The sequence below is a fragment of the Streptococcus sp. IsoGale022 genome, from assembly GCF_031142805.1.
GTDB lineage: Bacteria > Bacillota > Bacilli > Lactobacillales > Streptococcaceae > Streptococcus > Streptococcus sanguinis_A.
Genome location: NZ_JAKZJI010000008.1, coordinates 48898 through 63858, shown reverse-complemented (window position 1 = coordinate 63858; position 14961 = coordinate 48898). Strand labels below are relative to the sequence as shown.

The 14961-nt window shown below is 45.5% G+C and carries 14 protein-coding genes; all 14 read left to right on the top strand.

Annotation, left to right across the window (positions count from 1 at the left end; all coding sequences use genetic code 11):
• Positions 1-4 precede the first annotated feature (4 nt).
• The 14 genes from RG608_RS05810 to RG608_RS05740 all read left to right on the top strand — a co-directional run bounded on the left by RG608_RS05810 (position 5) and on the right by RG608_RS05740 (position 14873).
• The gene (locus RG608_RS05810) at positions 5-910 is read left to right on the top strand and encodes a PTS mannose/fructose/sorbose/N-acetylgalactosamine transporter subunit IIC (protein ID WP_268687867.1); all 906 of its coding nucleotides are present in this window, start codon (positions 5-7) and stop codon (positions 908-910) included.
• Positions 897-1721, top strand: a complete 825-nt coding sequence (locus tag RG608_RS05805) for a PTS system mannose/fructose/sorbose family transporter subunit IID (RefSeq protein WP_002928701.1) — start codon at positions 897-899, stop codon at positions 1719-1721. Before RG608_RS05810 ends, RG608_RS05805 begins: the two co-directional genes overlap by 14 nt.
• 11 nt (positions 1722-1732) lie before the next feature.
• Positions 1733-2137 carry a PTS sugar transporter subunit IIA gene (locus tag RG608_RS05800; protein ID WP_002894390.1) on the top strand — a complete coding sequence of 135 codons (405 nt, stop codon included), beginning with the start codon at positions 1733-1735 and terminating at the stop codon, positions 2135-2137.
• Positions 2138-2448: 311 nt separating this feature from the next.
• Positions 2449-3627, top strand: coding sequence for an SIS domain-containing protein (locus RG608_RS05795; protein WP_268687868.1), 1179 nt, complete (start codon positions 2449-2451; stop codon positions 3625-3627).
• Between the two features lie 14 nt (positions 3628-3641).
• The gene (gene lacD / locus RG608_RS05790; RefSeq protein ID WP_268687869.1) at positions 3642-4679 is read left to right on the top strand and encodes a tagatose-bisphosphate aldolase; all 1038 of its coding nucleotides are present in this window, start codon (positions 3642-3644) and stop codon (positions 4677-4679) included.
• Between the two features lie 24 nt (positions 4680-4703).
• A complete protein-coding gene (locus RG608_RS05785) occupies positions 4704-5750 on the top strand; it encodes an aldose epimerase family protein (protein ID WP_268687870.1) in 1047 nt (348 codons plus the stop codon).
• 560 nt (positions 5751-6310) lie between these two features.
• Positions 6311-7309: a Holliday junction branch migration DNA helicase RuvB gene (gene ruvB, locus RG608_RS05780; RefSeq protein WP_268687871.1), complete on the top strand. Its 999-nt coding sequence runs from the start codon at positions 6311-6313 to the stop codon at positions 7307-7309.
• On the top strand, positions 7306-7875 hold the full coding sequence (locus RG608_RS05775; RefSeq protein ID WP_268687872.1) for a nucleotidyltransferase family protein: 570 nt from the start codon (positions 7306-7308) through the stop codon (positions 7873-7875). Before ruvB ends, RG608_RS05775 begins: the two co-directional genes overlap by 4 nt.
• A 277-nt stretch (positions 7876-8152) precedes the next feature.
• Positions 8153-8575: a low molecular weight protein-tyrosine-phosphatase gene (locus RG608_RS05770; RefSeq protein ID WP_268687873.1), complete on the top strand. Its 423-nt coding sequence runs from the start codon at positions 8153-8155 to the stop codon at positions 8573-8575.
• On the top strand, positions 8568-8993 hold the full coding sequence (locus RG608_RS05765; protein WP_002907692.1) for an MORN repeat-containing protein: 426 nt from the start codon (positions 8568-8570) through the stop codon (positions 8991-8993). The genes RG608_RS05770 and RG608_RS05765 overlap by 8 nt, the downstream gene beginning before the upstream one ends.
• A complete protein-coding gene (locus tag RG608_RS05760; RefSeq protein WP_308946705.1) occupies positions 8983-10788 on the top strand; it encodes an acyltransferase family protein in 1806 nt (601 codons plus the stop codon). Before RG608_RS05765 ends, RG608_RS05760 begins: the two co-directional genes overlap by 11 nt.
• Before the next feature lie 306 nt (positions 10789-11094).
• Entirely contained in the window at positions 11095-13749 is a 2655-nt protein-coding gene (gene adhE / locus RG608_RS05755) for a bifunctional acetaldehyde-CoA/alcohol dehydrogenase (protein WP_268687875.1), read from the top strand.
• 202 nt (positions 13750-13951) lie between these two features.
• Positions 13952-14110: a shikimate dehydrogenase gene (locus tag RG608_RS05745; RefSeq protein ID WP_268687900.1), complete on the top strand. Its 159-nt coding sequence runs from the start codon at positions 13952-13954 to the stop codon at positions 14108-14110.
• A gap of 82 nt (positions 14111-14192) precedes the next feature.
• Positions 14193-14873 (top strand): DUF6796 family protein, encoded by a 681-nt coding sequence (locus RG608_RS05740; RefSeq protein WP_308946699.1) that lies wholly within the window; start codon positions 14193-14195, stop codon positions 14871-14873.
• Positions 14874-14961: the final 88 nt, after the last annotated feature.

The window sequence follows — 14961 nt, the reverse complement described above, 5'->3', positions numbered from 1 at the left end:
TGTTATGATACAATGGTGGCAAATTTTACTACTCACTTTGTACTCAGCTTATCAAATCTGTGATGAGTTGACCATCGTTTCGTCAGCAGGATCCCCTGTATTTGCTGGATTCATTACTGGCTTGATTATGGGTGATTTGACAACCGGTTTGTTTATCGGTGGTAGCCTGCAATTGTTCGTTCTTGGTGTCGGAACATTTGGTGGGGCTTCTCGTATTGACGCAACATCAGGCGCCGTTCTTGCAACAGCCTTTTCAGTTGCGCAAGGGTATAAGCCAGAATTGGCTATTGCGACAATCGCAGTACCGGTAGCAACTTTGCTAACTTACTTTGATATCTTAGGCCGTATGACAACGACTTATTTCGCGCACCGTGTGGATGCAGCAGTTGAACGCTTCGACTATAAAGGTATTGAACGCAACTATCTCTTAGGTGCACTTCCTTGGGCTTTGTCTCGTGCCCTTCCAGTCTTTCTGGCTCTAGCATTTGGTGGAACATTTGTTGAAGCGATAGTAGATGGTGTTGCTGGTGTGAAATGGCTAGCTGCAGGTTTAACACTGGCTGGTCGTATGCTTCCAGGACTCGGGTTTGCCATCTTGCTTCGTTACCTTCCAGTTAAACGCAATCTTCATTACCTAGCTCTTGGTTTTGGCTTGACAGCTATGCTGACTGTGCTTTACTCAAACATTCAAACTTTGGGTGGGGCTGTATCTAGTATTGTTGGAACTCTTCCAAAAGATGCTGCGATCACATTTGCCAATAACTTCAAAAGCTTGTCTATGATTGGTGTAGCTATCTTTGGTATCTTCCTTGCAGTACAGCATTTCAAATACAGCCAAAGAACAGTAGCTGCTGCTCCAGCTGCTAGCACAAAATCAGAAAGTGAGGAAATTGAAGATGACGAACTCTAATTATAAATTAACAAAAGAAGATTTTAAACAAATCAACAAACGCAGCTTGTTCACTTTCCAATTAGGCTGGAACTACGAGCGGATGCAAGGTTCTGGCTATCTCTACATGCTCCTGCCTCAGCTGCGTAAAATGTACGGTGACGGCACTCCAGAATTGAAAGAAATGATGAAATTGCATACGCAATTCTTCAATACATCACCTTTCTTCCACACCATTATTGCAGGTTTTGACCTAGCTATGGAAGAAAAAGACGGGGTTAAATCAAAAGATGCGGTCAATGGTATCAAGACAGGTCTTATGGGGCCGTTTGCTCCTCTTGGAGACTCTATCTTTGGCTCTCTTGTGCCAGCTATCATGGGATCTATCGCTGCTACCATGGCTATCGCAGGTCAGCCTTGGGGAATTTTCCTTTGGATTGCTGTAGCAGTTGCTTATGATATTTTCCGTTGGAAACAGTTAGAATTTGCCTACAAAGAAGGGGTCAATCTCATCACCAACATGCAAAGTACTTTGACAGCTCTTGTTGAAGCGGCTTCTGTACTGGGTATCTTCATGGTGGGTGGTTTGATTGCGACTATGATTAACTTTGAAGTATCATGGGTGCTGAAGATTGGTGAAAAAGCTATTGATTTCCAAGATATGCTCAACCTTATCTTCCCGCGTTTGATTCCAGCAGTCTTTACGGGCTTTATCTTCTGGCTCTTGGGCAAGAAAGGAATGAACTCTACTAAGGCTATCTTCATTATCATTATCATGGCAGTAAGCTTCTCTGCTATCGGCTACTTCCTGCTGGGACAAGTACCAGAGTAATGGAGTAATTTATGAGTAAGAAATTAGTTTTAGTCAGCCACGGTCGCTTTTGTGAAGAGCTGAAAACAACTACGGAAATGATTATGGGGCCTCAGGAAGACATCCATGCAGTAGCCCTGCTTCCGGAGGAAGGCCCAGAAGATTTTGCAGCTAAATTCTTAGAAACGGTCAAAGATTTTGAGGATTACTTGGTTTTTGCGGATCTCTTGGGGGGCACTCCTTGTAATGTAGTCAGCCGCTTCATTATGGAAGGACAGGATATCGAGCTTTATGCGGGGGTCAATCTGCCCATGGTCATTGAGTTTATTAACGCTTCTTTGACAGGAGCAGAAGTCAGCTATCCATCCAAGGCAGCAGAGAATATTGTTAAGGTCAATGATGTTCTAGCTGGCCTAATGGATGATGAAGATGAATAAAAGCTTGAACAGCCACTTCTAGTTAGGTCAAGTCCTTGCGCTGTCAGCAGATGGGAGACTGCTGATAGGTAAGGCCAAGCCACAGTGGATGATTCAAGCATACTGGTCTAAGAGGAATTTGGGAGATGCCTCTTAGCCTAGGGAAATGGATGGTTCAGCATTGCAAAATGCAGTTGCTGTCTGGTTTGAAAAAGCTTGTTAAAAGCATATTTCAAACCTAGCCATCGTCGCGGGGGTGGGACAGCGAGCCGAAAATCTTTGATTTTCTGGATTTCTGTCTCGCTCCCCCTTTTTTCAAATGATGGAAAGGAATGAGAAAGAGAATGTTAGATTATTCACAGGAAGAATTGCAGCGTCTAGGGGCTGACATCACAACGAGAGAAATCTACCAGCAGCCTGAGGTCTGGCAGGAAGCTTTTGACAGTTATAAGGCTCTGGCCGCAGATATCGCTGCTTTTCTGAAAAAAATCGAGGACAAACATGACTACATCAAGGTCATTTTTGCCGGAGCCGGCTCATCAGCCTACGTCGGAGATACTTTGACGCCTTATTTCAGGCAGATTTATGATGAGCGCAAATGGAATTTCAACGCTATTGCGACGACAGATATCGTGGCCAACCCCTTGGTACATCTGAAGAGACAAGTGCCGACAGTGCTGGTTTCCTTTGCTCGCAGCGGAAATTCCCCAGAAAGTGTAGCGACTGTGGACTTGGCCAAGCAGTTGGTGGATGACTTGTATCAGATTACCATTACCTGTGCTGCCCAAGGCAAGCTAGCCCAGCAGGCCCAAGATGATGAAAAGAATCTTTTGCTCCTGCAGCCAGAAGCTTCTAATGATGCTGGCTTTGCCATGACTTCTAGCTTCAGCTCTATGATGTTGACAGCCCTTTTGGTCTTTGATCGGGCTGATCTAGCTCAGAAAGAAGCCAAGGTTGCGGCTCTGATTCAGCTCAGTCAGGATGTTTTGGAACGAGTTGCAGATGTGCAGCAGCTGGTTGATTTGGATTTCAGCAGGGTCATTTATCTGGGGGCAGGGCCTTTCTTTGGTTTGGCACATGAAGCCCAGCTTAAGATTTTAGAGCTGACAGCTGGCCAAATTGCGACCATGTACGAAAGCCCAGTCGGTTTCCGGCATGGACCTAAGTCGCTGATTAACCAAGACACAGTTGTTCTGGTCTTTGGTTCGGCAGATGCCTATACCAAGGCTTATGATTTGGACTTGGTGCAGGAAGTAGCTGGTGACGGGATTGTCCGCGGACTGGTCTTGCTGACTGACCGGGAGGAGCAGTTGGAAGGAGTTGAGCAAGTAGTGCTAAGTACCCAAGAGCCTCTAGAAGATAGCTATCGCATCTTCCCCTACATCGTTTACGCTCAGCTCTTTGCCCTTTTGTCCTCGCTCAAGGTCAAGAACCGTCCTGACACACCGTCTCCGACAGGAACGGTCAATCGCGTAGTACAGGGAGTTATCATTCACTCTCTTGGACAGTAAGAAAAGGAAAAGTTATGGAGAAATTAAAAATCAGCCACAAAAAAGTAAGCCACTTGAGAAAATTGTCAGACGAGCAGGGGATTATCGGGGCTTTAGCCATTGACCAGCGTGGATCGCTCAAGAAAATGCTGGCCAGAGGAGAAGATGTGCCTTCTGGTGATCAAGCCCTGGTTCAGTTTAAAGAATTAATCTCCAGTCAGTTGACGCCCTATGCCAGCTCCATCCTGCTGGATCCAGAGTTCGGTCTGCCGGCAGCAGAACTGCGAGATGCGTCCTGCGGGCTGATAGTGGCCTACGAGAAGACTGGCTATGATGCGACATCGGAGGGGCGCCTGCCGGACTTGCTGCCAAACTGGTCAGCTAGTCGCATACGAGACATGGGCGCAGATGCTGTCAAGGTCTTGATTTACTATGATGTGGACGACAAACCAGAAATCAACGATATCAAGCAGGCTTGGGTTGAGCGCGTGGGCAGTGAATGCTTAGCTGAGGACATTCCTTATTTTCTGGAGATTCTGACCTATGATGCCAAGAGTGACAGCGTCTTGGACGCTAACTATGCCAAGCTTAAGCCGCATAAGGTCAACGGGGCAGTCAAGCTCTTTTCAGATCCCCGTTATCATGTAGATGTCTTAAAGGTTGAAGTGCCAGTCAATATGAACTTTGTCGAGGGCTTCACCAAAGAAGGAGTTGAGCCAGTCTACAGCGTGACGGAAGCCCAAGCTTTCTTTAAAGAACAGTCAGATGCGACGCACTTGCCTTTCATCTTCCTCAGCGCTGGTGTCAGTGCCGAGCTTTTCCAAGAAACGCTGCGGCTAGCCCATGAAGCGGGCTCACAGTTTAACGGAGTTCTGTGCGGACGGGCTACCTGGAAGGATGCGGTCTCAGTCTTTGCCCAAGAGGGAGCTGCAGCAGCTCGAGCGTGGCTGGACGAGACAGGTCGTCAGAATATCGAGTATCTTAATCAAGTCTTGCGCCAAACAGCAGTGTCTTGGGTGGACAAGCTTGACCTGCCTTTTGAAGACAGGACTTGGCAAGTTCGTGATTTTTAACAGGATAGATAAAAGAGGTTTGGTATGAAATCTTACCGAGAATCCATTTTTGGCAAGCTGGGCAGTCAGGAGATTCTGGCTTATACCTTTGAAAACGATCGAGGCTATCGTCTGACAGTCATGAACTACGGAGCAACTGTCGTCCAGTATGTTACTCCTGATAAGGATAATCACTTTGACAATATCGTCGTCGGGTTTAATCGGTTTGAGGATTATATTGGAAACAGTCCCAAGCACGGAGCCAGTATTGGTCCAGTCGCTGGGCGTATTGCTGGTGCAACTTTTGAGCTGAATGGCCAGACCTTTAAGCTAGAGGCCAATAATGGCCTAAACTGTAACCATAGTGGATCCAGCGGCTGGGACAATGCAGTTTTTGAAGTAGAGGAAGTCAGTAATGACGGACTTATCTTTTACACAGAGCGGACTGACGGAACTGGCGGCTTTCCTGGCAATCTGAAAATCTGGGTTTCCTATACCCTGACAGAGAAGGGCAAGCTGGAAATTTCTTATCAGGCCCAGACAGATCAGGATACCTTGGTCAATCCGACCAACCACAGCTACTTCAACCTGTCTGGTCGTTTCAATCAGCCCATTGATGACCATATCCTGCAGCTCAATACCGATGGTGTCTATCCTATCGCAGCTGACGGCCTTCCTGATAAAAAGGCTGATGCAGAGCGCGACTTTGTCAAGAAGCTGACCAAGGGCGCTTCCCTTAAAGAAATTTTCGCTGCGTCAGACGAGCAAATCCAGCTGGTATCTGGCTTGGATCATCCTTTTGCGCTAAACCCAAGCCGAGACCATGCAGGCACACTCTATCATCCAGCATCGGGCCGCCGCCTGACTATTGAGACTCAGGCGCCCTGCCTAGTGATTTATTCAGCAAATTGCGTGGAGGATTCTGTTCAGTTTGGCGGACAGCCTATGATTCAGCATAATGGCTTGGCTATGGAAGCCCAGGCTCTGCCGGATGCCATTCACAGCAGCCAACAGTCGGATGTCATTCTCAAAGCCGGTCAGATTTTTACCAGCAGGACGGTGTATTTTGCTGACGTAACAGCAACATTATAAAGAAACAATCGCGAAAGAGCACAGAAAACGGCAGTACCTCCTTCTGCCGTTTTTCTTTGTCCAGTTTTCAGCGACTATGTTTCCATAAGTAGCTAATTTTAAGCAAGGGAAAAGCCTCCACAATCAAAAGCAAAATCTTTTTTGCTAACTGAATTTTACTTTAAGTTTTTCTTAAGCTAAGGCTGCTATACTTATTTTTATCAAATGAAGCCCCCTAACTTTGTTTGATAATCCTAAACTTTTTCATAATAATCTCCCATAAAGGCCACCCAATCCGGTGGTCTTTTTTTACTCAAATTTTAGAATAAGACAGGAAGTTTATCGGATTGTAACTCAAATGTTAAATTTTAAAGGATACGTTATACAAAGTTAAGGTTTCTTTAAGTTAGGGGCAGTATACTATGAGTATCAAATGAAGACCTCCTAACTTTATTTGATAGAAATCCTAAACTTTTTCATAATAATCTCCCATAAAGGCCACCCAATCCGGTGGTCTTTTTTTGTGTTCAGACGCGAATTAGATTTACTTCCTCTGCCTTATTTTCTGCTATAATAGTTCTATGAGTAGAATTTTAGATAATGAATTAATGGGCGATGAGGAATTGGTGGAGCGCACCTTGCGTCCCCAGTATTTACAGGAGTATATCGGTCAGGACAAGGTCAAGGACCAACTGGAGATTTTTATTGAAGCGGCTAAGCTGAGGGATGAGGCGCTGGACCATACCCTGCTTTTTGGTCCCCCGGGTCTAGGAAAGACGACCATGGCCTTTGTCATTGCCAATGAACTAGGTGTTAATCTCAAGCAAACTTCAGGTCCGGTGATTGAAAAGTCCGGTGATTTGGTTGCGATCTTAAATGACCTTGAACCGGGTGATGTCCTCTTTATAGATGAAATTCACCGCTTGCCAATGGCAGTAGAGGAAGTGCTGTACAGCGCTATGGAAGACTTTTACATCGACATTATGATTGGCTCAGGCGAGACCAGTCGCAGCGTCCATCTGGATTTGCCGCCTTTCACTCTGATTGGGGCGACCACTCGGGCAGGCATGCTGTCCAATCCTCTGCGTGCTCGCTTTGGGATTACTGGTCATATGGAGTATTATGAAGCGGACGACCTGACAGAAATTGTCGAGCGGACGGCAGAGATTTTTGAGATGGATATTACCCATAAGGCTGCGAAGGAGCTGGCTCTGCGTAGCCGAGGCACACCGCGGATTGCCAACCGTTTGCTCAAGCGGGTGCGAGACTATGCACAGATTATGGGCAATGGCCTGATTGATGATAAGATAACCGACCAGGCTCTCTCCATGCTGGATGTGGACCAGGAAGGGCTGGACTATGTGGATCAGAAGATTTTGAAGACCATGATTGAGGTCTACGGTGGCGGTCCGGTAGGGCTGGGAACCCTCTCGGTCAATATTGCTGAGGAGCGTGAAACAGTGGAGGACATGTATGAGCCTTACCTGATTCAGAAAGGCTTCGTCATGCGAACTCGGACTGGGCGCGTGGCTACCCGTAAGGCCTATGAGCATCTAGGATATGAGTATATGAAGGAATGATGACAGAAAAGGAGATTTTAGACCGACTAGGTCAAGATCCAGACATCCGAGCGATTTTGGAAATTATTCGCAGTCTGGAGCTCAAGGATTCTTGGTTAGCGGCTGGATGTGTGAGGAATTTTATCTGGAATATGCTGTCAGAGCGACCAGGTTTTGACTCAGATACGGATGTAGATGTCATTTTCTTTGATCCGAGTTATGCTGAGGCAGAGACGATAGAGCTGGAAGCCAAGCTCAAGGCAGACTGGCCACAGTATCGATGGGAACTGAGAAATCAAGCCTATATGCACCACCATAGTCCTGGAACGGCGCCTTATAAAAATGCTTGCGAAGCCATGAGTAAGTATCCTGAGCGCTGCACGGCCATTGGCCTGCGCTTGTTGGCAAATGGCAAACTGGAACTTTTTGCTCCCTATGGTTTGGAGGATATCTTAAATTTTCAGGTCAGACCGACTCCTCATTTTCTTGAAAATAAGGAGCGCCAGCGCGTCTATGCTGAGCGCTTGGCTAAGAAGAATTGGCAGAAACGCTGGCCCCAGCTGGAATATCACTATCCTGATAAATAGGTACAAGATAAGAGTAAAATTTTTAAGTTATTTTAAGGAAGTTTTAAGGAATGGATATTATACTATGACCAAGTTAAGAAATTAACTTAACTCCTAAAACTTTTTTCTTTTTAAAAAATAATCTCCCTACAAAAAGCCACCAAATGGGTGGTTTTTTTGCTATTTTTAGACATGAGAGGGGCAGGGCTTGTCAGTTTTCAACGAGAATCAGGAAACTGTAAACGATTCAGAGCTAGTTTTTGCCATTATTTTGTTATAATAGATAGCGAGGTATTCTATGAAGAAAATTGTATTTGTATGTTTGGGCAATATCTGCCGCAGTCCGATGGCAGAGTTTGTTATGAAGAGTTTAACAGACCAGCTGAAAATCGAGAGCCGGGCAACCTCGAGCTGGGAGCACGGTAATCCCATTCATCGGGGAACACAGGCTATTTTTAAGAAATATGCCATTTCTTATGATAGGAACAAGACTTCTCAGCAGATTTCGCCAGCGGATTTTGCGGATTTTGACTACATCATCGGTATGGATGAAAGCAATGTCCGAGATTTGAAGCGGATGGCACCTGAGGATTTTCAGCATAAAATTTATCAGTTTGAAGAAGAAAGTGTGCCAGATCCTTGGTACACAGGAGATTTTGACCAAACCTATGATTTGGTCTTGGCTGGCTGCAAGAAGTGGCTAGAGCGTTTGGATGGATAGGAATATGGATAAAGTAAAAGAATTTTACGATAAATACAAGGTCTATCTGACCCGGCAGAATTTAGAACTTTTGGCTGTAACGGTCATTGTGCTGTCAGCTATTCTGGTCTTTACTTCGGGGATTCCTGGTAAGGGCGTTTTAACGCTGGATCAGGGGAAGATCAAGTATGACGGGACCTTGGTTCGCGGGAAGATGAACGGTCAGGGCACTATGACTTTTCAAAATGGGGACAGTTATAGCGGTCAATTTCGCAATGGCATCTTTGACGGCAAAGGGACCTTTACCTCGCAGGCTGGCTGGAAATATGAAGGGGACTTCAGCAAGGGCCAGGCTGATGGACAAGGAAAGCTAACGACAGAAGGCAATGTCGTTTATGAAGGAACGTTTAAACAAGGAATTTATCAAAATGCGCATTAAATGGTTTTCGCTCGTCAGAATCACGGGGCTGCTTCTAGTTCTGCTTTATCATTACTTCCAGGGCGTTTTCCCTGGCGGTTTTATTGGCGTGGATATCTTCTTTACCTTTTCTGGTTTCTTGATTACTGCTCTGCTGATTGACGAGTTTGCCAAGAGGAAAGAAATCGATATCCAAGGCTTTTTCAAACGGCGTTTTTATCGGATTGTACCGCCTCTGGTCTTTATGATTTTGGTCGTTATGCCCTTTACCCTCTTGATTCGTAAGGATTTTGTGGCTGGGATTGGGACGCAGATTGCGGCTGCTTTGGGCTTTGTGACCAACTTTTATGAAATGCTCTCAGGCGGCAGTTATGAGAGTCAGTTTGTGCCGCACATCTTGATTCACACTTGGAGTCTGGCTTTAGAAGTGCACTATTATGTTCTGTGGGGATTGGCCGCTTGGGGCTTGGGCAAGGTTGCTAAGTCAACGGCCCGCTATCGTGGCATGATCGCGCTGGTTTCTGCAGGTCTCTTTTTGGTCAGCTTTGTATCAATGTTTGCTGGAGCTTTGACCACTAAGAATTACTCTGATATTTATTTCTCAAGTTTGACCCACATCTTTCCTTTCTTTGCAGGAAGCATTCTGGCGACCTTGTCTGGTATTGGCCATGTCAGCAGTCGCTTTAAGATGCTGGAGCAAAAGCTGGCTCTCAAGCAAGTACTAGGAATTATGGGGGGCAGCGCAGCTATTTTGCTTTTGCTCAGCTTCCTGCTCAAGTTTGACAATCTTTGGACCTATCTAGTAGGGTTCTTGACTTCGACCACCTTGGCCTGTCTGATGATTTTGGCAGCTAGGATGCTGCATGATAAGCTTCCTGATGTGAAGGAGCCTGGCATTGTCAACTTTATCGCAGATACCAGCTACGGTGTTTATCTTTTCCACTGGCCATTCTATATTATCTTTACCCAGCTGATGGGTAATGGCTTGGCTGTTCTCTTGACCACGCTGCTGTCTCTTACTTTTGCAGCTTTGTCTTTCTACATCTTGGAGCCAACTCTTGCTGGTCGTCAGCCAGTTATCATGGGAACCAAGATGGATCTGTCATCTCTTACCAGACCAATCTTTTACAGTATGATTCCGCTGACTTTGATTATGTTCTTTATCTCGGTGACAGCACCAAAGGTAGGAGCTTTTGAGGAAAGTTTGATTGTCAATGCTCTGAATCAAGCTGACACTAAGATGCAGACAACTCGAAGTCAGGTTGATCAGTCCAAGGCGACTGAGTACAATGTGGCGGACGGGATTACCATGATTGGTGACTCTGTTGCCCTGCGCTCTAGCGATCAATTGCAGCAGATCTTACCAGGAATCGAGCTAGACACTGTCGTTAGTCGCAGTCTGAGTACAGGCTTGGAGGTCTACAAGACAGATATTGCTAATAGAGTGCTGAAGAAGCAGGTTGTTCTGGCTCTTGGAACCAATTCGTCCGGTTACTCGAATGAGCTTTTAGATGAGTATGTTTCCAGCCTGCCTAAGGGGCATCAACTGATTCTCGTAACTCCTTATGACGGTCGCTCAGAGGGCGGTGTTTTAGCTCAGCAGCGGGAGTATGAACTGGAATTAGCCAAGAAGTACGACTATGTCTTTGTGGCTGACTGGCATCAAACTGCTATCGATAACCCACAGATTTGGGAAGGGACAGACTATGTCCACTTTGGCTCAAACTCAGAGTCCATCATTGAAGGGGGAACTCTCTATGCCAATACCATTAAGCAAGCCATAGATGAAGCCAATTCAGGTAATGTGAAACCATAAATAATCAGCTCGGTTTATCCGAGCTTTTTATATCTAAACAAAGAAAGCGCTTTCATATATTGTGTGAAAACAAAAAGTATGTGAAATCTCTAAAAAATTAAAAAAGTTTTTCACAAAATAGACAAAAATAATCTGGCAAATCAGCGCATATTGTATGACATTTCACAAAATAATAGAGAAAAGTTTGTGAATGTTAAGTGAAAGTGTTTACAAAAATCATTAAATAGGTTATAATTAAATTGTGAAATATTTAACAAAGGTTAGAGTTCTTCGTCTAACCTAAGGCAAAACCATTGGAGGAATAGAATGGCTGAAAAGAAGAAAACGGTAGAACAAGAAGCCAAGGCTTTGGCAGCGCAAAAGCATGTCGATGAATTGGTGCAAAAAGGTCTGGCTGCACTAGAGGAAATGAGAAAGCTGAATCAGGAACAGGTGGACTACATCGTAGCCAAGGCCTCTGTAGCAGCTTTGGATGCTCACGGTGAGTTGGCCCTGCACGCTTATGAAGAAACAGGACGCGGAGTTTTTGAAGACAAGGCAACGAAAAACCTTTTCGCTTGTGAGCACGTTGTGAATAATATGCGTCATACGAAGACTGTTGGCGTTATTGAAGAAGATGATGTGACTGGACTGACCTTGATTGCAGAGCCAGTGGGTGTTGTCTGCGGTATCACACCGACTACCAATCCGACTTCAACAGCGATTTTCAAATCTTTGATTTCTTTGAAGACTCGTAATCCGATCATCTTTGCTTTCCACCCATCAGCTCAAGAATCTTCTGCTCATGCAGCGCAAATCGTGCGTGATGCAGCGATTGCAGCAGGTGCGCCTGAAAACTGTGTACAGTGGATTACAGCGCCATCGATGGAAGCAACTTCTGCCCTTATGAACCACGAAGGGATTGCAACAATCCTTGCGACAGGTGGTAATGCAATGGTGAAGGCAGCTTACTCATGTGGTAAGCCAGCTCTCGGGGTTGGTGCCGGAAACGTACCAGCTTATGTGGAAAAATCCGCTAATATCCGTCAAGCAGCGCACGATATCGTTATGTCTAAGTCCTTTGACAATGGTATGGTCTGTGCCTCTGAGCAAGCCGTTATCATTGATAAGGAAGTTTATGACGAATTTGTAGAAGAGTTCAAGTCTTATCATACTTACTTTGTAAATAAGAAAGAAAAAGCTCTGTTGGAAGAATTCTGCTTCGGTGCTAAGGCAAATAGCAAGAACTGTGCTGGTGCTAAGCTCAATCCGGATATCGTTGGTAAGCCAGCTACTTGGATTGCAGAGCAAGCAGGTTTCAGCGTGCCAGAAGATACGAATATCTTGGCTGCAGAATGTAAAGAAGTTGGTGAAAAAGAGCCATTGACACGTGAAAAACTGTCACCTGTCATTGCTGTGCTCAAGTCTGAATCCCGTGAAGACGGTGTTGAAAAAGCTCGTCAAATGGTAGAATTCCATGGTCTTGGTCATTCAGCCGCTATCCATACAGCGGACGAAGAGTTGACCAAGGAATTTGGTAAGGCTGTTCGTGCCATCCGTGTTATTTGCAACTCACCTTCTACTTTCGGCGGTATCGGGGATGTTTATAATGCCTTCCTGCCATCACTGACTCTGGGCTGTGGATCTTATGGTCGCAACTCAGTTGGTGATAACGTTAGTGCTGTGAATCTCTTGAACATCAAAAAAGTAGGAAGACGTAGAAATAATATGCAATGGATGAAACTCCCTTCAAAAACTTACTTCGAGCGTGACTCTATCCAATACCTGCAAAAATGTCGCGATGTAGAACGTGTCATGATCGTAACAGACCATGCTATGGTAGAGCTTGGTTTCCTAAATCGTATCATCGAACAACTTGATCTTCGTCGTAATAAGGTTGTTTATCAAATCTTTGCAGACGTAGAACCAGATCCAGATATCACAACCGTTGAACGTGGTACAGAGATTATGCGTACCTTCAAACCTGATACAATCATTGCACTTGGTGGTGGTTCGCCAATGGACGCAGCTAAAGTAATGTGGCTCTTCTATGAGCAACCAGAAGTGGACTTCCGTGACCTTGTGCAAAAATTCATGGATATCCGTAAACGTGCCTTCAAATTCCCGTTGCTTGGTAAGAAGACTAAGTTTATCGCAATCCCAACCACATCTGGTACGGGTTCAGAAGTAACACCGTTTGCCGTTATCTCTGACAAGGCTAACAACCGCAAGTACCCAATCGCTGACTACTCTCTGACTCCAACTGTAGCCATCGTAGACCCAGCTCTGGTACTGACTGTTCCAGGATTTGTCGCAGCGGACACTGGTATGGACGTGCTGACTCACGCAACAGAAGCTTATGTATCTCAGATGGCCAGCGACTTTACAGATGGTTTGGCTCTCCAAGCTATCAAACTAGTCTTTGAAAACTTGGAAAGCTCTGTTAAGAATGCTGATTTCCACTCTCGTGAAAAGATGCACAATGCCTCTACTATCGCTGGTATGGCCTTTGCCAATGCCTTCCTGGGAATTTCCCACTCTATGGCCCATAAGATTGGTGCTCAGTTCCATACGATCCACGGTCGTACCAATGCGATCTTGCTGCCATACGTGATCCGCTACAACGGTACACGTCCAGCTAAGACAGCGACATGGCCTAAGTACAACTACTACCGTGCGGATGAAAAATACCAAGATATCGCACGCATGCTTGGACTCCCAGCTTCTACTCCAGAAGAAGGGGTTGAATCTTACGCAAAAGCTGTTTACGAACTAGGTGAGCGCGTAGGTATCCAAATGAACTTCAAAGCTCAAGGTATTGACGAAAAAGAATGGAAAGAACATTCACGTGAATTGGCCTTCCTTGCCTATGAAGACCAATGTTCTCCAGCCAACCCACGCCTTCCAATGGTTGACCACATGCAGGAAATCATCGAAGACGCATACTATGGTTACAAGGAACGCCCAGGACGCCGCAAATAAGCGAGTAGCTTCCTAAATCAATCATAAGACAATTTGTCGGTCATCCCCTGCCATTTGGTAGGGGATATTTCTATGTGTCTTAGCCAGGCAAGACCTCTGGTCGAAGCTGAGCTTAGAGACATTGATGCTGAGGAGAGGAGTGACGTGAGCTCTAGGTAACTTAACGAAACGGGGCCGTAGGACAAAGTTGAATCATAGAGCAGTGGATGCAGTTTTGTTCCTTGGGACAAAAGCTGCCCACCTTGAAGAAACAATTAGCCAGGCAAGACCTTTGGTCGAAACCGGGCTTAGAGACATTGATGCTGAGGAATGGAGCGATGTGAGTGCTAGGTCTCTTAATGAAAGGAACTTGCTAGGGTAAAAAGACGTAAACCTTCTGACTACTTGTGATTGAGTGAGTTTTTGTGCTAAGATAAGGGGACAATGGAAAAAAGGAGAGTAATGTGATTTTTTTATCTTTATGGGCTGGGCTGTTGAGTGGTCTTTGCTGGTTATTGGGGGATATTCTGCTGGTTGGCTTTGAGGTAGACAAGGAAAGCTATGCCTCTTTTACGGAGCAGAGTCGGATTGGCAATAAGAATCTGGCTATGCTGATGCTTTCTGGCTCTGTCGGTCGGCTGCGTCTGGGCGCTCTGGTGGCTAACTTCTCAATCCCTCTTATGTTAGTCTCGCTTTATGCTCTCTTTGGTTTGACAAATAAGGGCTTGTGGGCCTATCTGTCAATAGCCTTGTTAGGAATTGGATTTGCCCTGTCGCCGGTGGCACATGTGGCCTTTTACTACGTTGGGATCATCAGTAAAAAGGCTTATAAACGAAGCAACGGACAGGTCTGCTCAGACGAAGACAGCGGGCTTATCAATGAAGCAGTGCTATTTCTAGATATAACCTGGCGGACAGCTATCGCCCTGACCGGTCTAGGCTGGCTCGTTTACTCACTGCTAATAGTTACCGGTCAGACAATATTGCCTGCTTATATGGGGCTGCTGACTCCTTTACCGCTCAGTCTGTTGACTATATTACTGGTAGAAAAGCTGAGAATCGGACACCCCTACCTTAACGGAGCCGGCCTAAACATAGGATTTAGTTTGTTTTATTTGCTGCTCCTGCTTCATATAGGTTCTTAGGCAGTAGGTCCGACAAATTTCAGAAAAACAGAAAATCTATATATTAACCTATTGAAAACTTCCTCTTTATATGGTATGATGAAAGAGG

Coding starts and splice junctions, on each gene's coding strand:
- RG608_RS05785 (WP_268687870.1), top strand. CDS start 4,704: ATGAAATCTTACCGAGAATCCATTTTTGGCAAGCTGGGCAGTCAGGAG.
- adhE (WP_268687875.1), top strand. CDS start 11,095: ATGGCTGAAAAGAAGAAAACGGTAGAACAAGAAGCCAAGGCTTTGGCA.
- RG608_RS05805 (WP_002928701.1), top strand. CDS start 897: ATGACGAACTCTAATTATAAATTAACAAAAGAAGATTTTAAACAAATC.
- RG608_RS05795 (WP_268687868.1), top strand. CDS start 2,449: ATGAGAAAGAGAATGTTAGATTATTCACAGGAAGAATTGCAGCGTCTA.
- RG608_RS05775 (WP_268687872.1), top strand. CDS start 7,306: ATGATGACAGAAAAGGAGATTTTAGACCGACTAGGTCAAGATCCAGAC.
- ruvB (WP_268687871.1), top strand. CDS start 6,311: ATGAGTAGAATTTTAGATAATGAATTAATGGGCGATGAGGAATTGGTG.
- RG608_RS05770 (WP_268687873.1), top strand. CDS start 8,153: ATGAAGAAAATTGTATTTGTATGTTTGGGCAATATCTGCCGCAGTCCG.
- RG608_RS05760 (WP_308946705.1), top strand. CDS start 8,983: ATGCGCATTAAATGGTTTTCGCTCGTCAGAATCACGGGGCTGCTTCTA.
- RG608_RS05810 (WP_268687867.1), top strand. CDS start 5: ATGATACAATGGTGGCAAATTTTACTACTCACTTTGTACTCAGCTTAT.
- RG608_RS05800 (WP_002894390.1), top strand. CDS start 1,733: ATGAGTAAGAAATTAGTTTTAGTCAGCCACGGTCGCTTTTGTGAAGAG.
- lacD (WP_268687869.1), top strand. CDS start 3,642: ATGGAGAAATTAAAAATCAGCCACAAAAAAGTAAGCCACTTGAGAAAA.
- RG608_RS05765 (WP_002907692.1), top strand. CDS start 8,568: ATGGATAGGAATATGGATAAAGTAAAAGAATTTTACGATAAATACAAG.